Here is an 18,115-nt window from a genome sequence, read left to right as displayed (position 1 = left end):
TTTATGATTGAAGTTTTTAAAACAAATGTTCAAGAAGAATCTCAATGTAAAATTATTATTGAGAAACTTCTTGAACACTATCCTAACAGCGCTATTAATTTTGACCTTGAAGACTGCGATAAAATTTTACGAATTCATGCTGCGGGAATTTCAAATAATATAATAATTGAGCTTCTGAATGCACATGGTTTTCATTGTGAGGTTCTTTTATAAAAACATAATTTATTGATTTACAAATAGTAAAATAAAAATCGTAATTTTAGAATACTAATTTTAAAATATCGAAAATGAATATTCCGGCAGAACATCAAACCATAATGCCTTATTTAATTTTACAAGGCGCAGCAAAATTTATCGATTTTACAAAAGTTGTTTTTGGAGCATCTGAAACTAACACAAAATCAATCCGCGCAGACGGAAGTATAATGCATGCTGAAGTTACCCTTAACGGAAGCACCATTATGATTACGGATGAAATTACGGATTGGGCAAAACAAACTTCACACCTATTTGTTTATGTTCCCAATGCCGATGAAACATATAAAAAAGCTATAGAAAACGGAGCTGTTTCTTTAATGGAGTTAAGCGACCAAGATTATGGCAGAACCTGCGGTGTTACAGATCCGTTTGGAAATGTGTGGTGGATTACCTCTGTAAATAATTAAAGCAGAAAACCGAAATTCAAAATACTGATTATTAGAATTTTATTTTTTTTATCGTATATTTGAAGTACTATCATTCCCCTAATTCTATAAATTTAATTGAACAAAATGCACTGGCAGGTTTTCTTAAAACCCATCGGTTCACAGCTGTTATTGATCTAATTCTAAAATTAAAATAAGATGAAAAGCGGTATCCAAAATACTATTATAGAAACTTACAGTGAATTGAATGATACTATTGCTTCTTTTTCGGACGAAGAAATTAATATTGTACCATTTGAAGGAAGCTGGACGGCCGGCCAAACTGCACAGCATATTATTTTAGCTTGTGCTGATATTCCAAAACTGTTTGCTGGAAAAACAGAGAAAACAAACCGCGAGGCTGATGAAAACGTTAAAAATCTAGATGCGGTTTTTTTAGATTTTAATACCAAATACCAATCTCCCGAAAATATAAAACCTGCTGAAATTGATTATGATAAAAGCAAATTACTGACTTCATTAAATAAAATACAAAAAGATTTATTTGAAGCTGCTGAAACCTATGATTTAACGCTGACGTGTCTTGATGCCAAAATACCAGGTTTTGAAAATTTCACTATTTACGAATGGATTTATTTTGCAATTGTTCATACACAAAGACATACACATCAATTGAAATTGATTTATGAAAATATCAAAAAATAATAAATAGTTAAACCAAAATTTATTTTTATGAGATCAAAAGTTAAGACTATTGTTTCTTCTGGTTTAGTAGCTGGCACATTAGATATTACTGCAGCTATTTTAATTTATGCCGTGATTCTTCATAAAACAACAGCCGAAAAAATCCTGCAGTCTATCGCAAGCGGTGTTTTTAAAAAAGAAGCTTATACAGCTGGAACAGAAATGACTTTTGCGGGTTTAGGTTTACATTTCTTAATCACTTTTATCTTTGCCTGGTTTTATTTTAAGATCTTTCCGTACATTCCTTTTTTTAAAATAAATACCCTTTTATCTGGAGTTTCTTATGGCTTCTTTATCTGGGTTGTAATGAATCTTATTGTACTTCCAATTGTTTTTCCAGTTTTACCAGAAAAGAAATTAGACTTTGCTCTCCTATTGTCAATTTTAATCGTAATTTGCTGCGTAGGGATACCAATAGCATTCATAACGCGAAAATATTATGCTAAATGGTATTAGAAAAAAGGTTCAAAGGGACAGAGAGACAGAGGGGCAAAGGTTTAATTTAGTTGCTTTTATACTTTTACTTTTTACATTTTTAACTTCTGAAAATAATCTCAAATGGTCTAAAAACAAAAAAGTAATTCAAGTTCCGTAGAACCCGAATTACTTATATGTTAAAAAAAATATCTTCTTAAAAGTGCTTAAACCTTTGTTCTACCTGTAATTAGTGAAATAATAAATAACACTATAAAGATAAAGAACAAAACTTTTGCAATACCTGCAGCTCCAGCGGCAATACCACCAAAACCAAAAATTCCGGCTATAATAGCAAGAATTATAAAAATGACTGTCCAGCGTAACATAATTTTAGATTTTTTAGTTCGTAAATACGACTATTCAATAGTCTGTTTTGTTTGTTATTCAAATTTATTTTATTCCTACAAATCTTGTTAACTCAAAACGCTTTTTAAATTAACTCAATAAACTAAAAAACAAGTATTTACCGCAGGTTTTCATTATTATTTTTTAGTCTTACAGAATTACCATGTTTACGCTTTTGAGTTAATTTTTTAATGGATTGGATTAATCGCTGCTCCTATCCCAAGGTAATTTTATCAAAAATAATTACAGTAATGGAAGAAGCTAAAAAGCATGGTGTTCTTTTAGAAAAAACAGAAAGAAATTTTGAAGAATTGGGTGTTTTAAATCCAGCCATTTATCAAGATGGAAATACTGTTCACATGTTTTACAGAGCTGCCAAAAAAGGAAATTTCTCCACTATAGGTTATTGTCGTTTTGAAGGACCGACAACTTTAGTAGAAAGACGTTCAAATCCGATTTTTCTTCCAGAGTATATTTATGAAATTCATGGAGTTGAAGACCCAAGAATTACTAAAATAGATGACCTGTATTATATGACTTATGTCACGTATGACGGATTAAATGCCTGCGGTGCCTTTGCTGTTTCTAAAGATTTAGTAAAGTTTAAAAAGAAAGGAATAATTACACCGCGATTTATTTTAAATGAATTTACTAATCTAATTAGAAACCATTTACAAAATCCGAGTATTGCAAAGATATTAGCTTTTAATACCGAAAGAAACTATCCGCTTACGGAGACCATGAAAGAGCACTTATACGTGTGGGATAAAAATGTGGTTCTTTTTCCGAAAAAAATTAATGGAAAATTTGTCGCATTGCACAGGCTCTTCCCGTCTATTCAGATTGTTATGTTTGAAAAAAAATCTGAGCTGACTGAAGACTTTTGGAAAAATTATTTAAAAGATCTTCCGAGTCATATTGTAATGGAACCCAAGTTTGACCATGAAACAAGTCATATTGGACCAGGAGCTCCGCCGATCGAAACAGCAGACGGCTGGCTTTTAATTTATCATGCTGCTGAAAGAAGAGAAAAAGGATTGGTTTATCATGCCTGTGCCGTTTTACTGGACTTAAAAAATCCAGCTAAAGTAATCGGCAGACTGCCAAAACCAATTATTACTCCTTCTGAATATTACGAAAGACATGGTTATGTAAATTATGTAGTTTTCCCGACTGGAACTGCAATTTTTGATGACCGATTATATATTTATTATGGCGCTGCCGATGACAAAATTGCGGTGGCATCTTTGAACCTGAACGAGTTATTAACCGAACTAAAAATGAATTCTCATGAAAACAATATCAAATAAATCAAAAATAGTTTTTCTATCTACTTTTCCGCCAACACAATGCGGCATAGCAACTTATACTCAAGATACAATTAAAGGAATCACCGATGTATATGGTAAATCTATCACATGCGAAATATGTGAGCTCGTGGATACACCAAAAGAAAAACCAACACAGGCATTTACCTTAAACACAAAAAACAGAGAAGAGTACGCAAAAGTAGCAGAAGAAATCAATCAGGATGGAGCTGTAAAATTAGTTCACATTCAACATGAGTTTGGTTTGTTTTCAGGAAATTACGGAGATCATCTATTAGATTTTTTAAATGTAATTAAAGTACCTGTGACATACACTTTCCATAGTGTAATACCAAACCCAAACAACGAATTAAAAACTTTTGTAAAACTGTTATTGAGTTACAGCAATTCGGTTTTTGTAATGACTAACAAATCAAAAGAAATACTAATTAAAGACTATGACATCAATGAAGAAATAATTACTTGCGTACCTCATGGAACTCATATCGTTGTTTATGAAGCTCCTCAAAATGCAAAGGAAAAATTAAACATTGGAGATCGTATCGTATTATCAACTTTTGGACTTTTAGGCGAAGGAAAAAATATCGAAACTGGATTGCAGGCACTTCCAAAAATTGTTGAGAAAGCACCAAATGCATTGTATTTAATTATTGGAAAAACACATCCAAATTTAATTAAAGATGGTGTAGACACTTATAGAGAAAAATTAGAGTCAATTGTAGAAGAATTAAATCTGCAGAATAATGTACGTTTTATAAACAAATATTTAGACACTGATGAACTTTTAGAATACCTAAAAGCTACAGATATTTATATGTTTACATCTAAAGATCCAAATCAGGCTGTAAGCGGTACTTTTGCTTATGCAATGAGCTGTGCGTGTCCTATAGTGGCTTCTAAAATTCCTCATACAAAAGAAGTATTAACTCCAGATTCAGGAATATTAGTAGATATCGGAGATGTAGATCAGTTTGCCGACGCGGCAATTAAATTAATCGCTGATGAAAACTTAAGAAATGAAATGGGTATTAACTCGTTTACAAAAATGCGTGCTTCTTCTTGGGAAAATGCTGCCATTACCCACATGAATACATATAAAAACTTAATGGAAAATTCTTCAGAGATTAAATACAGTTATCCGGAAATTCAACTAAGACATATTAAAAGATTAACTACCGAACTGGGTATTATTCAATTTAGTAAAATTTCAATTCCAGATTTAGATTCTGGATATACATTAGACGATAACGCAAGAGCATTGATTGCTTTCTGTATGCATTACAAACTGACTCAAGATAAAGATGATTTAGCTTATATCCTAATCTACTTAGATTTTATCCAGCGTTGTCAAAAACCAAAAGGTGATTTCATCAATTACGTAGATCAGGAAAATCGTGAACATGTTGAACAAAATGCCGAAGTTAACTTAGAAGATTCAAATGCAAGAGCAATTTGGGCATTAGGAACTGTGGTTTCACTTTCAGATATTCTTCCAGAAGCTATTACTAAAAAAGCAACTAGATGTTTATTGAATTCATTAAAATGGACTGAAACTATTCAATCGCCACGTTCTATTGGTTTTGCAACAAAAGGTTTGTACTTGTATCACTCAACAATTCCTAATTTATATGTAGCGGCAATTATTAATAAATTGAATGCAAAACTGCTTAAAAATTACGAAGATACAGCTACAGAAGACTGGAAATGGTTTGAAAATTATTTAACATACGGAAATGGTGTTTTACCAGAATCAATGCTGTATGCTTACTTAATTACTAATAAGCCAATTTACAAAAAGGTTGCTTTGGATTCTTTAGATTTCTTGATTTCTAAAACATTCGTAAATGGTGATTTTAAAGCAATTTCTAATAGAAGCTGGCACCATAAAGGTTCAGAACCACAGCAATATGGAGAACAGCCAATAGATGTTACTTATACGATACAGACTTTAAATGCTTTTTATGATGCATTTAAAACTCCAGAATATAAAAAGAAAATGAGAATTGCATTTAATTGGTTCTTAGGTAAAAACCACTTGAATCAAATTATGTACAACCCAGTAAGCGGCGGTGGTTATGACGGACTTGAAAAAGAAAATGTAAACTTAAATCAAGGCGCAGAATCTACAGTATGTTTTTTAACAGCAAGATTATTAATGGAAAAATTAGCTCAGACACAGTCTAAAGTTATTCCGTTAATGAAATCCCGTACTGGAATCGCAATTAATTCATAAAAATAAGGTAGAAGCTAACCAAATACTTCTCTTTTAAAACCCTGAAAATCCCTTTCTAAATGAAAGGGATTTTTTGTTTTTTGCTATTTCGTCAAATCATCAAAATCTTCACTGAATAAAAAACTGTTTAAATAATTTGCCTATCTACTAATAGGTAGTATATTTGTATAAAAATTATTGCCATGACAACACGAGAATCTATTATTGAAAAAGCAGATCAATTAATAAGGGATAAAGGTTATAACGCTTTTAGTTTTAAAGACATCTCTAATGATATAGGAATAAAAACAGCATCAATACATTATCATTTCCCTACAAAATCAAATTTGGGTGTAGCGACAATAAAAGAACATATCGAAAGAGTTGAAATTTTAAAGGAAAAAGTAGCTAACGAATCACCATTAACAAAACTGCAAGCTTTCTTAGAAGTACAGGCTAAAATCAAAAAAGAGAATAAAGTGTGTATTGTAGGCTCATTAGCCACCGATTTAAACACCTTAGATGATTCTATAAAAACAGAATTACAACAATTTGCTCAATTGGTAATTACATGGCTTACTGAAATTTTAATTGAAGGAAAAGAGCAAAACATATTTGATTTTGATATGACACCACGAACAAAAGCAATAATGATTATAACAAATATGGTAGCCATTGTACAGCTTTCGAGGCTTACAACCGACGATGATTTTGAATTGGTAAGAGAAACAATATTAACAGAATTAAGACCTAAAAAATAATGAAAAGAGTAGTTATAACAGGATTAGGAGCTGTAACTCCCATTGGAAATAATGTGTCAGAATACTGGCATTCCTTGATTAATGGAGTCAGCGGTGCAGCACCAATAACAAGATTCGACACCTCACAATTCAAAACTAAATTTGCATGTGAAGTTAAAAACTTTAATCCGCAGCACATTTTTGAGAAAAATGAAATTAGGAAATATGATCTTTTCACGCAATATGCTCTATATGCAGCAGACGAAGCAATAACAAATGCAAATATTGATTTTGATACCTTAAATAAAAACCGAATTGGTGTTATATGGGGCTGTGGAGACGGCGGTATTTCTACTTTTGAGGAACAATTTGGAGAATACAAATTAGGAAACGGTACACCTAGATTTAGTCCGTTTTTCATTCCAAAGAGAATTGTCAATATAGCTTCGGGAGCCATTTCTATTAAATATGGATTACGCGGCATTAATTATACCACAGCAGCGGCTTGTTCTGCAAGTAATACCGCAATAATAGATGCTTTCAATTACATTCGATGGGGTAAAGCAGATATGATTATCAGCGGCGGGTCTGAGGCTTCTGTTACAGAATCTTCAATTGGCGGCTTTAATGCTTCGAAAGCATTGTCAACTTTAAATGATGATTACACTAAAGCGTCACGTCCTTTTGATGTTACAAGAGACGGATTTGTTTTGGGCGAAGGTGCCGGCGTTGTCATATTGGAAAGCTATGAACATGCCATCAAAAGAAATGCGGTAATTTATGCCGAAATTGTTGGCGGCGGACTGGCGGCAGACGCTTATCATTTAACAGGAACACATCCTGAAGGCGAAGGTGCAGTTTTAGGAATGGAACTTGCTCTTGAAGAAGCGGAGATTACTCCAGACAAAATTGACTATATCAACGCACATGCTACCTCTACTCCAACTGGTGATTTAAGCGAACTTAAAGCATTGGAAAAAGTTTTTGGAATAAATCCGAATGCAAATGTTAGTGCTACAAAATCCATGACTGGACATCTGCTTGGCGGCGCTGGAGCTATTGAAGCAATTGCCTGTATAAAAGCACTTCAGGAAAACATTGTACCGCCCACTATAAATACAGAAACTGTGGAACAAGAATATGCCGATAAATTCAATTTTACTTTAGGAAAAGCACAATCGCGAATAGTTGATTATGCTATGAGTAATACTTTCGGTTTTGGAGGTCATGTTGCCAGCTCAATCTTTAAAAAATTTAAAGAATAACGATATACGCCAAAATTTAAAAGTTTTCATTTTTATAAATCCCTTTCCTAAACGAAAGGGATTTTTTTATTTGCAAAAACGGCAACGGAAATTTATTTCAAATATTGTGAGCCTATGAAAATTATATAAGGCTCGAAAAAAGTTGTGTAATATATTTTAACAAGTATCGGGCTAACTTTCATATATAATTTAATCAGTAGAAAAAAACTGTTAAATAATTGATTCTCATTTTATATCATTCATATTAAAAACAAAAACATTTTGATTCTCAACCTAAAAAATACATTTGCTGAAATTGGAGAAACAACATTGTTCGCCAAAAAGTTTTTTAAGGAGGTATTTATTCCGCCTTATGAGACGAAGGAGTTTTTAAAACAATGTTATGTCATTGGCTACAAATCGCTGCCTTTAGTTGCCATTACAGGTTTTATTATGGGTTTGGTACTTACTCTCCAGTCAAGACCAACCTTGGTAAAATTTGGAGCCGAAAGCTGGCTTCCAGGAATGGTTGCACTTTCGTTAATTAGAGAAATTGCACCAGTAATTACAGCTTTGATTTGCGCCGGAAAAATTTCATCTGGAATTGGAGCCGAATTAGGATCTATGAAAGTGACAGAGCAAATCGACGCAATGGAAGTTTCGGCAGTAAATCCTTATAACTATTTGGTTGTAACGAGAGTATTAGCCTGTACTTTGATGGTGCCGATTTTAGTTTTTTTTGCAGACGCAATCGGAATTATGGGCGGATATGTAGGAATTAATATTCACGGAGATGTTAACTTTTACAGATATCTAACTCAAATTATTCAATCATTAGAGTTTTTAGACTTGTTTCCTGCTACTATTAAAACTTTTTTCTTCGGATTTCTTATTGGAATGATTGGATGCTATAAAGGTTTTAACGCATCAAATGGAACAGAAAGTGTTGGACAAGCTGCCAATTCAGCCGTTGTAACAGCATCATTAAGCATTTTTATTATTGATATGGTTGCCGTTCAAATAACCGATTTATTCTTTTAAAAATGACCAAAGAAAAACTACATAAAGAACCCAAAACGAAAGAAAAAGATCAAGCTCCAATTATAGAGATTAAAGATCTGCACAAAACTTTTGGAAAAGATAATAAAGTATTAAAAGGCGTAAATCTTACTTTGAATAAAGGAGAAGATTTGGTGGTTTTAGGACGTTCAGGATCTGGAAAATCGGTAACGATAAAATGCATCGTTGGATTGATTGAACCTGACAAAGGTGAAATTAAAGTTTTTGACGAAAATGTACTGAACATTTCCAAAAAAGAACTAAATGAGATTAGAGTCCGAATCGGATTTTTATTTCAAAGTGGTGCACTTTACGATTCAATGTCGGTTAGAGAAAACCTTTCTTTTACATTGACCAAACACAAACGTGATTTAAGTGCCGAAGAAATTGAAAGTGAAGTTATGGAAGCTCTTGAAAGTGTTGGTTTATCAGAAGCAATTGACAAAATGCCTTCTGAATTATCTGGAGGAATGAAAAAAAGAATTGGTCTGGCCCGCACCTTAATTTTAAAGCCTGAAATTATTTTATACGACGAACCTACAACAGGTTTAGATACGATAACATCGAGAGAAATTAGTGAATTGATTCTTGATATTAAACACAAACAAAAAACATCTTCGATCATTATCACACATGATATGGCTTGTGCGAAATTAACTGCCGATAGAATTATTGTTTTAAAAGAAGGAGTAATTCACGCTGAAGGAACATACGAAGAATTAGAAAAAAACGAAGACGAATGGGTACGCTCATTTTTTGAATAAAGCAAAATAAATAATAGAAATCATGGAAAAGCAATCGGGATATACTTGGAAATTAGGAATGTTTGTAACAATAGGTTTACTGCTTTTTATAATGGCCGTATATTTTATCGGAAAACAAAAAAACCTATTCGGTTCAACCTTTCATATTACTTCTCAGTTTAAAACTGTAAGTGGTTTAGAAGTTGGAAATAATGTTCGTTTTTCGGGTATTAATGTCGGAACTGTAGAACAAATTCAATTAATAAACGATTCATCTGTAGTTGTTGTTTTAGTAATGAAAGAAGATGTTCGAAAATTTATTAAAACAGATGCAACGGCCAGCATTGGTTCTGACGGATTAATGGGCGACAAAGTATTGACAATTACTCCAGGGCAAAAGTCCCAAAAAGTCATTCAAGACAACGGGCAGATTGCTTCTGTCGACGGAATAGAAATGCACGATATTATGAAAAGCGTTAAGAAAAGCGTGGATAATATTGGTGTAATTTCAGATGAAATAGCCATTTTCAGCCACAGTATGAACAACGGAAACGGTGCGCTAGCTAGATTGGTTAGAGATGATAAAATGGCGAACAGCGTTTCGAACACGCTTTCTAATTTAGAAAGTGGAACAAAGGGTTTCAGCGAAAATATGGAAGCTGCAAAAAGCAATTTCCTGTTTAGAGGTTATTTCAAGAAAAAAGAGAAACAAAAAGAAAAACAAAAAGAAGAAGCCAAAGAGAAAAAAGAAGAACAGCAAGAAAAAGCTCAAAAAGAAAAAGAGCAAAAAGAAAAAGAACAAAAGGAGAAAGAGCAGAAAGAGAAAGAACAAAAGGAAAAAGAAGAAGATGCTAAAAAAGCTGAAGCTGAAAAGAAAAAATAAATTGAGAAAATTTGAAATTGAAAATTCAGAATCTGTTTAAATCATAATTCCTTATTACAACTTTAAGTTCTAATTTCTAACACTTTAAATCTAAATTTATTTCAGTTTTTAAACAACAAAAACGTATTGTACATGCCAACTTCATTTAAACATACCGCCTTAAAAGTCTTAAAAATTACCGGAATTACGATTGCGGTGATTTTGTTTTTATTGTTTATAATTCCGCTGCTGTTTCCTGGTAAAATTGCTTCTGAAGTAAAGAAGATTGCCAATGAACGTTTAGATACCAAACTAGATTTTAGCAAATCAAGACTTTCATTTTTCACTCATTTTCCATCTTTGACAGTTTCTTTAGACGATTTATCTCTTACCGGTTCTAAACCGTTTAGCAATGATACTTTGTTAAAAGCAGATCAAGTTGCTTTTGGTATAAACTTAAAACGTTTGATTTTTGATAATGAAGTAAAAATCAATAAGCTGTATATTTCAGATGCTTTAATCAATGTAATGGTTAATGAAAAAGGTCAGGCAAACTATAATATTTATGTGGCTCCCAAAGACGAGAAAAACGATCCAAACGCTCCAGAAGAAGGAACAGCAATTCGACTAGAACGCATTGATTTAGAAAATTGTCATGTTAAATATAACGATCGTTCGGCCAAAATTTTGGTCGATGCTCAAGGTTTTAATTATGTTGGAAAAGGAAACTTAAGCGAAGATATTTTTGATCTTGCAACCGATGCCAGAATTGAAAATCTGGATTTCTATTACAACCGAACAGCTTATCTTAGAAAAAAAGAGGTTCGCGCCGATTTAATTACCCGAATTAATACACATGCGCTTTCGTTTATTCTTCAAAAGAATGAACTTAATATCAATAAATTACCCTTAAAATTCACTGGCCTTTTTTCCATTCTTAGAGATGGTTATAAAATAAATATAAAAGCCGCTTCAGAGAATACAACTGTTAAAGATTTATTGTCTGTCATGCCGCCAGAATATTTAACATGGTTAGAAAAAACGGATATTTCTGGCCGAAGTGATTTGGTATTTACTTTTAAAGGCGATTATAATGTCGCTAAAAAACAAAAACCAAATCTAGCATTCAACTTAAAAATCAATGAAGGTTCGGTAAATTACCAAAACGCCCCTGTTCCATTAACCGATTTCCAAGTGGATTTGAATGCAATACTTCCGTCATTGGATCCTGAACAATTATTGATTAATCTGCGAACATTCAAATTTAAAGTAGGCGAAAAAGATTATTTCAACGCTTATCTGCATAGTAAAGGTCTGAGCGAAATGGATATCAATGCAAGTGTCAAAGGCGCTTTGGATTTGGCTGTCGTGGATGCCGCTTTAGGTTTAACCAGTGTTAACGTAAAAGGAATTTTAAAAACCGATATTCAGGCACGCGGTACTTTCAGCACTTCTAAAAAACTTTTTCCAAAAACTATCGGTGGTATTTCATTACGAAACGGATGGCTTAAAACAGAATATTATCCAAATCCAATCACCAATATCACTTTTGTTGCCAATATGCTTAACAAAGCAGGAACCTATCAAGATTTGATTGTTGCAGTTGCTCCAGCCTCTTTTGTTTTTGAAGGAAATCCTGTTTACGTAAATGCAACTGTATCAGATTTCAATGATTTGGCTTATAATGCTAAAATAAAAGGTGAATTAAATGTTGGTAGAATCTATCAGGTTTTCTCTCAAAAAGGTCTCGATTTAACGGGTTATGCAAAAGCAGATCTTTCATTGAAAGGAAAACAAAGTTACGCTACAACTGGACAATATGACAAACTAGATAATAAAGGAACTTTAATCCTTAAAAATATAAAAGCAACATCTGAGTTGTTTCCGAAAGCTTTTTTTATCAAACAGGGAAATTTCCGTTTTCAAAACGAGAAAATGTGGTTTGAGAAATTTAATGCTTCTTACGGAAAATCAGATTTTGATATTAACGGTTACCTCTTAAATACAATAAATTATTTCTTAGAATCGAACGGAACTTTGAGCGGTAATTTCAACTTAAAATCAAAATTGATAAATGTTGACGAATTTATGGCACTTGAGAAAGGCGAAAATAAAGATCGAAATATTGAGGTAGAATATGCCAAAGAAGATCATCCGAAAATGAGCGGTGTAGTTATAATTCCGAAAAACTTAAATGTCAGTTTAAATGCAAGTGCAGACAAGGTAGAATATAACGGACTGGTCTTCAACAAACTTAACGGAAAAACGGGTATTACGAAAGGTGAGTTTTATTTAGAAAATACAACCTTTAACATCATTGACTGTATTTTAGGAATTGATGCAACTTACAAAGATGAATCACCTACAGCAGCACATTTTGATGCTCACTTCCGTGCGAAAGATTTTGATGTACAAAGAGCTTACAAAGAAATTCCGATGTTTCATGATATGGTTACCGCAGCTGAAAATGCTTACGGAATAATTTCCGTAGATTATAACATCAAAGGAGATTTAAATGGCAATATGGGACCTATTTATGAATCTCTTCAGGGAGGCGGTACATTGAATTTAAGAGACGTAAAAATTAAAGGACTAAAACTTTTTGATGGAATTAGTTCTAAAACAGGACAAAATGGTTTGAATAATCCTGATATGCAAGGAATTGAAGTCAAATCTACAATAAATAAAAATCTTATTCATATTGAACCATTCACCTTTACTGTAGCCGGTTTTAAACCAACTATAAAAGGAACTACAAGCTTTGACGGACTATTGGATCTTAGAATGCGTTTGGGTCTTCCCCTTTTCGGACTTATCGGATTTCCGATTGTTATTACTGGTACGCATGACGCTCCAAAAATTAAAATATTCAGCAAAACGGGACAAGAAATTGATCCTGCTGTTTATGACGAAAAAAACAATAAAGTTATAAAGGAAGAAAAAGTAAGTAAATCTAAAACAAAAAAATCGTAATGAATTCTAAATCTCCACATAGTCAAAGTGCATTTGAGAAATTTGCTACAAAAGTTTCCAAGGCAGCAGGAAGTACCACTGCCTTTATTGGCGCATTTATTATCGTTGTTGCCTGGGCCGTTTCGGGACCAATTTTCGATTATTCAGAAACTTGGCAGCTGGTCATTAATACTGGAACTACAATTATTACTTTTTTGATGGTTTTCTTAATTCAAAAAGCTCAAAATAAAGATTCGCTCGCCATTCAATTAAAGTTAAATGAGCTTGTTGCTTCTAATGATTTATCCAGCAATAGTTTGGTTGATATTGAAAGCATGACCGAAGAAGAAATGATTATTGTTCAAAAATACTATCATCGATTGAGTGAACTGGCCAAAAAAGACGAAAGCATAAGAACTTCACATTCTATTGCAGAGGCACATGAGCTGCACAATCGAAAACAACAAAAAAATAAACCATCAGATAAAACAACCATAAAGAAAACGGGCAAAACCACTCCGAAGAATACCAAAAACACTACCAAAAACGCATCTAAAAAATGAAATTAAGCTCTATAGAAACTTACTGGCCATTAAAAAATGCCATAAAACATAGTTATCCCTCAATCGATTCTGATATCAATACCGATATTTTAATTATTGGAGGAGGTATTACTGGAGCCCTTACCGCTTACAAATTAATTAACGAAGGAAAAAAAATTGTTTTGATAGACCGTCGTGATGTTTGCGGAGGCAGTACATCAGGCAGCACTGCTTTACTGCAATACGAAATTGATGTACCGTTGCATCAACTTATTAAACTTAGAGGGGTAAAATGTGCCGTAGAAAGTTATCAAAATGGAAAAAAAGCCATTTTTGATCTTCGTAATATTATTGACACGGTAGGGTGTGACTGTGATTTTGAATTTAAAAAAAGCATCTATTTTACTACACTAAAAAAGGATGTCCCATATTTAAAAAATGAATTTAAAGCCCGCAAACAGCATGGTTTTGAAGTTAGCTGGCTCAATCGGTCTGAATTACAAAAAATGGGATTAAATGCCATTGCAGCAATAGAATCTAAAACTGCAGCCGTAATGGATCCGTTCAAATTAGCTACTGATCTTTTATTTCATTGCCATGAAAAAGGCATGCAGATTTTTGATCGAACAAATGTAACTTCTATACAACATCAAAAAGGCAAAATAATCGCTGAAACTGATTCTAAACATACTATAACCGCCTCACATATTATTCATTGCACAGGTTATGAAAGTACAGAGACCCTAGCCGAAAAGGTTGTCGACTTAAAAAGCACTTATGTTATTGCATCTGAAAGTCAGCCGGATCTCCCTGAAAGTTTTAAACATGCTATATTTTGGGATACCGCCTCTCCTTACCATTACGTTAGGACTACAGAAGATAACCGAATTATTATGGGTGGCGGCGACGAAGATTTTAAAGATGCTGTAAAACGCGATAAATTACTGCCTAAAAAAGAGCAGTATCTTTTGAAGAATTTTTTTAAACGATTTCCAGACTTAAATTTCAAAATTGATTATTCCTGGGCAGGTACTTTTGGAGAAACCAAAGACGGACTCCCCTATTTTGGAAAACCAAATCCGAGAAAAAACGAACATTATATTCTAGGTTTCGGAGGAAACGGCATAACCTTCAGCGTGATCGGAATGAATTCTATATTAGATTCTCTTCACAATAAAAAAAATACAGATTTGGAGTATTATCGATTTGGAAGGTGAGAAAAAGGTTCTAAGAGACTAAGATTCTGAGATACTAAGTTTTTTCTTAGAGTCTTAGTATCTCAGAACCTTAGCACCTTTATAAAATCAACTCCATTTGAATATTGCATCTTTTATAGGGGGTTGAGAGTCCGAAAACTTTTTCAAAACCCAATTTGTAATACAAGTTTATAGCAGGTTTTAAGATCGTGTTACTTTCTAAATATATCTTTTTTGCACCAAGTTCCTTTGCAGTATCTACTATTGCTTTTCCTAACAACCAGCCAATATTTTTACCTTGTGCTTTTGGCGAAACGGCCATTTTAGCCATTTCGAAATCATATTCAGGATTTTTCGTTTTTATAAGTGCGCAGACTCCAACAGGTTCATTTTTATACAAAGCCACTAAAATTTTTCCGCCTTTATTCAAAATATAATCTTCTGGATTATCTAAGGCTTTATAATCAGCTTCTTCCATTTCAAAATAAGTCGAAATCCATTCTTCATTTAAAGATTTAAATGCTTCTTTATATTCTGGTTTATACTCTACAATTTCAACATCTTTACTTTCTATAATTTTTTTCTGGTCGCTTACTCTTTTAAATAATGATTTTTGCTGTAACAAGAATTCCCATTCTTCAATTGCAGCCCAAAGATTATGTTTTGCTTCAGAAATCAAGCCTTCAACAGCCACATCGATGTCTAATAATTGATTTTTGATTTTGTTCGAAATCAAAAGTCCTTTCTCGGTTAAAACAACATTGTTCTTGCGTTTATCATCGGTCTTCGCTCCTTCTTCAAGTATTCCGGCGCCAATCATTTCCTGAATAATTTTGCTTACAGAAGGCTGAGAATGTCCAATTTCATTCGCAATCTCCGTAATTGTCCTTTCTCTATCTTCTGCAATCGTATAAAACACAGGAAACCACTTCGGATTAAAATCTATTCCGTATAATTCATAAATTTTAGCAGCATCATCTGTAAAACTTGCCGTCATTAAACGTAAACGACTTCCCAAAGCCACTTTACCAACTTTATTAAAAAATTCCATAACAATAATTAATTATATAACTAGTTATGCAAATGTATGATTTTTTTAGATACTAAGAAACTAAGGTTCTAAGATTCTAAGTTTTTTTATCGGAAAACTTAGAATTTTAGAACCTTAGCGTTTATATATTGTGCTTTAGAGCTAGCGACTTTATTTTCTTAATACTAAGTTCTGAAGTTATATGTTTATCTAAAAGCTTAGTAACTTAGTATCTTAGTATCTTAGCATCTCAGAACCTTAGCAACTTCGGCGGTTACGCCGTTATAGCCAACGAATTCAAATTGAATTTATATTCTTTTGGGCTGCAGTTGAATTTTTGTTTAAAAATTTTTGAGAAATAACTTCTGCTTGTAAAACCAATGCAATACACTATTTCTGAAATATTTAGATCTGAAGTTCGTATCAATATCTCAGCTTTTAATACACGCATGTGTGTGATATAATCATTAACAGTACGATTGTGTATCATTTTAAAGCCCTCTTGAAGTTTATTTGGAGATAAACCTGATCTTTTGCTTAAAGATTTAATAGAAAAAGCTTCTTCTGGACTTGCTTTAATAAACTCTGAAAGTTCTTTTATTTCTTCCATTTCTCTTAAAGTCAATCCGTTTGACTCATTTGCGAAAGCGTGCAAGTCGTCTGAATGTTGTTGAATTTCCATTGCAAGGATAATTCTCATAATACCTTCTTTCAATAAATTACGAACAATTCCAGTTTGTGTAATAGAATTAAGCTGTTCGATTTTTTCTGCAATTTGTAAATTATAAGAACCTATATAAAAGAAATCCTGAACTAAATTATTTTCAAAAAAGGTATCTTTTACTCTTTGGTTTAAAGAATGTAATTGAGTTTTAGCATCAACTTGAGTTCCCACAATAATTAAAGTCAGTTTAGTTTTTTTCCCTTTTTCAAAAAATAAAACATTATCCTGATTTTGTTTTGAAGTTACAATAGCTGTTTGAAAAGTTTTTAGTTTTCGCTCTTCTCCATTCAATCCAAAACTATGCGACAAACTTCCTTTAGAACAGTATGCAAAATAAATTGGTGATGATTTTACATTTAGAATATCTAGTCTGACATCGCTTGAAAATGTCATATCAAACTGAACATACGAAATATTATCATTAAAAGAAGCTCCTATAATTGAACCTTCTGCAAAACTATTTTCTACTTCAAGTGTATATTCGTCTAAGTCAAAAGTCACTTTTCCGCCAAAATTAGTATGAAGTTCATCAAATATATTTTGTGTTTTTTCTGTATTTATAGTAACAATTTTCATGGTGACTGGATTTAAATTCTATAATTTGCTAAATAGATCTTTGCTAAAAATCTGAAGTCAAAGTTCGTGTAAACACAAGCGAAACGTGTTATATAATTTTATCGTTTTGTTTTATAATTCCTTATAAATGATTATTTTAACAGATATAAATTCAACCCTTAAATATGAAAAGTTTCTCTTTTGCTCCCATTAGTTCTACAGATTCTAAAATCCTGATTTTAGGCACAATGCCCGGAACAAAATCTTTAGAACTCAATCAATATTATGGTCATAAGCAGAATAACTTTTGGAAATTTCTCTTTGAAATATTAGGAGAAGAATTTTCGCCGGATTATGAAACTCGAAAAAATTTATTGATTAAAAACCATATTGCTCTTTGGGATGTCTTACAATTTTGCGACCGTGTTGGAAGTCTCGACAGCGCAATTAAAAATGAAATTGCAAATGATTTTGAAGATTTTCTAGAAAAACATCCTCAAATACAATACATTCTTTTTAACGGACAAAAAGCTGCTGCTTTTTTTAAGAAATATGTTCACTTAAAAAAAGAATATAAAAAATTTACGCTTCCTTCTACCAGTCCCGCCAATGCCAGTAAGACTTCTCAAGACAAATTAAAAGAATGGAGTATTATTCAAACCTTATTATAGGAGCAATAATTTTATGCAATTAAAATCCAAATATTGGAATCATGTAA

Annotated in this window: 18 protein-coding genes; 15 read left to right on the top strand and 3 right to left on the bottom strand. The window is 32.5% G+C overall.

What is annotated here, in order from left to right:
* Positions 1 to 3: 3 nt before the first annotated feature.
* From EDB96_RS15930 to EDB96_RS15915, 4 genes are all read left to right on the top strand, one after another.
* Positions 4 to 213, top strand: coding sequence for a hypothetical protein (locus EDB96_RS15930; protein ID WP_057116226.1), 210 nt, complete (start codon positions 4 to 6; stop codon positions 211 to 213).
* Between the two features lie 74 nt (positions 214 to 287).
* Positions 288 to 665 (top strand): VOC family protein, encoded by a 378-nt coding sequence (locus tag EDB96_RS15925; protein ID WP_057116227.1) that lies wholly within the window; start codon positions 288 to 290, stop codon positions 663 to 665.
* A gap of 177 nt (positions 666 to 842) precedes the next feature.
* Positions 843 to 1,349 (top strand): DinB family protein, encoded by a 507-nt coding sequence (locus EDB96_RS15920; RefSeq protein WP_134141879.1) that lies wholly within the window; start codon positions 843 to 845, stop codon positions 1,347 to 1,349.
* Positions 1,350 to 1,376: 27 nt separating this feature from the next.
* The gene (locus EDB96_RS15915; RefSeq protein WP_057116229.1) at positions 1,377 to 1,844 is read left to right on the top strand and encodes a hypothetical protein; all 468 of its coding nucleotides are present in this window, start codon (positions 1,377 to 1,379) and stop codon (positions 1,842 to 1,844) included.
* A gap of 185 nt (positions 1,845 to 2,029) precedes the next feature.
* Here EDB96_RS15915 and EDB96_RS15910 read toward each other — a convergent pair whose 3' ends face one another.
* Complete coding sequence (locus EDB96_RS15910) at positions 2,030 to 2,191, bottom strand: DUF1328 family protein (protein ID WP_082586767.1); 162 nt, start codon at positions 2,189 to 2,191, stop codon at positions 2,030 to 2,032.
* 270 nt (positions 2,192 to 2,461) lie between these two features.
* Here EDB96_RS15910 and EDB96_RS15905 point away from each other — a divergent pair, with 270 nt between their 5' ends.
* From EDB96_RS15905 to EDB96_RS15860, 10 genes are all read left to right on the top strand, one after another.
* Positions 2,462 to 3,520, top strand: coding sequence for a pesticidal protein Cry7Aa (locus EDB96_RS15905; RefSeq protein ID WP_134141877.1), 1,059 nt, complete (start codon positions 2,462 to 2,464; stop codon positions 3,518 to 3,520).
* On the top strand, positions 3,501 to 5,771 hold the full coding sequence (locus EDB96_RS15900) for a glycosyltransferase (protein ID WP_057116230.1): 2,271 nt from the start codon (positions 3,501 to 3,503) through the stop codon (positions 5,769 to 5,771). The genes EDB96_RS15905 and EDB96_RS15900 overlap by 20 nt, the downstream gene beginning before the upstream one ends.
* Positions 5,772 to 5,953: 182 nt before the next feature.
* Entirely contained in the window at positions 5,954 to 6,511 is a 558-nt protein-coding gene (locus EDB96_RS15895) for a TetR/AcrR family transcriptional regulator (RefSeq protein WP_134141876.1), read from the top strand.
* Complete coding sequence (fabF, locus tag EDB96_RS15890; RefSeq protein ID WP_134141875.1) at positions 6,511 to 7,755, top strand: beta-ketoacyl-ACP synthase II; 1,245 nt, start codon at positions 6,511 to 6,513, stop codon at positions 7,753 to 7,755. Before EDB96_RS15895 ends, fabF begins: the two co-directional genes overlap by 1 nt.
* Before the next feature lie 261 nt (positions 7,756 to 8,016).
* Complete coding sequence (locus tag EDB96_RS15885) at positions 8,017 to 8,775, top strand: MlaE family ABC transporter permease (protein ID WP_057116233.1); 759 nt, start codon at positions 8,017 to 8,019, stop codon at positions 8,773 to 8,775.
* 2 nt (positions 8,776 to 8,777) lie between these two features.
* Entirely contained in the window at positions 8,778 to 9,557 is a 780-nt protein-coding gene (locus tag EDB96_RS15880; RefSeq protein WP_057116234.1) for an ABC transporter ATP-binding protein, read from the top strand.
* Positions 9,558 to 9,579: 22 nt separating this feature from the next.
* The gene (locus tag EDB96_RS15875; RefSeq protein WP_057116235.1) at positions 9,580 to 10,419 is read left to right on the top strand and encodes an MlaD family protein; all 840 of its coding nucleotides are present in this window, start codon (positions 9,580 to 9,582) and stop codon (positions 10,417 to 10,419) included.
* A 132-nt stretch (positions 10,420 to 10,551) separates the two neighbouring features.
* Positions 10,552 to 13,371 (top strand): AsmA family protein, encoded by a 2,820-nt coding sequence (locus EDB96_RS15870; RefSeq protein WP_134141874.1) that lies wholly within the window; start codon positions 10,552 to 10,554, stop codon positions 13,369 to 13,371.
* Positions 13,371 to 13,913, top strand: a complete 543-nt coding sequence (locus EDB96_RS15865) for a low affinity iron permease family protein (RefSeq protein WP_243839362.1) — start codon at positions 13,371 to 13,373, stop codon at positions 13,911 to 13,913. The genes EDB96_RS15870 and EDB96_RS15865 overlap by 1 nt, the downstream gene beginning before the upstream one ends.
* Positions 13,910 to 15,109 (top strand): NAD(P)/FAD-dependent oxidoreductase, encoded by a 1,200-nt coding sequence (locus EDB96_RS15860; protein WP_134141872.1) that lies wholly within the window; start codon positions 13,910 to 13,912, stop codon positions 15,107 to 15,109. Before EDB96_RS15865 ends, EDB96_RS15860 begins: the two co-directional genes overlap by 4 nt.
* Before the next feature lie 79 nt (positions 15,110 to 15,188).
* Here the strand turns inward: EDB96_RS15860 and EDB96_RS15855 are convergent, their stop codons facing one another.
* Entirely contained in the window at positions 15,189 to 16,139 is a 951-nt protein-coding gene (locus EDB96_RS15855; protein WP_134141870.1) for a bifunctional helix-turn-helix transcriptional regulator/GNAT family N-acetyltransferase, read from the bottom strand.
* A 253-nt stretch (positions 16,140 to 16,392) separates the two neighbouring features.
* Positions 16,393 to 17,418 (bottom strand): helix-turn-helix domain-containing protein, encoded by a 1,026-nt coding sequence (locus EDB96_RS15850; RefSeq protein WP_057116240.1) that lies wholly within the window; start codon positions 17,416 to 17,418, stop codon positions 16,393 to 16,395.
* Positions 17,419 to 17,582: 164 nt separating this feature from the next.
* Here EDB96_RS15850 and EDB96_RS15845 point away from each other — a divergent pair, with 164 nt between their 5' ends.
* A complete protein-coding gene (locus EDB96_RS15845) occupies positions 17,583 to 18,068 on the top strand; it encodes a DNA-deoxyinosine glycosylase (RefSeq protein ID WP_134141869.1) in 486 nt (161 codons plus the stop codon).
* The last annotated feature ends 47 nt before the right edge of the window (positions 18,069 to 18,115 follow it).

It is taken from the genome of Flavobacterium sp. S87F.05.LMB.W.Kidney.N (genome assembly GCF_004366435.1).
In the GTDB taxonomy this organism is placed as follows: Bacteria; Bacteroidota; Bacteroidia; order Flavobacteriales; family Flavobacteriaceae; genus Flavobacterium.
This window is presented reverse-complemented; position numbering and strand designations above follow the sequence as displayed.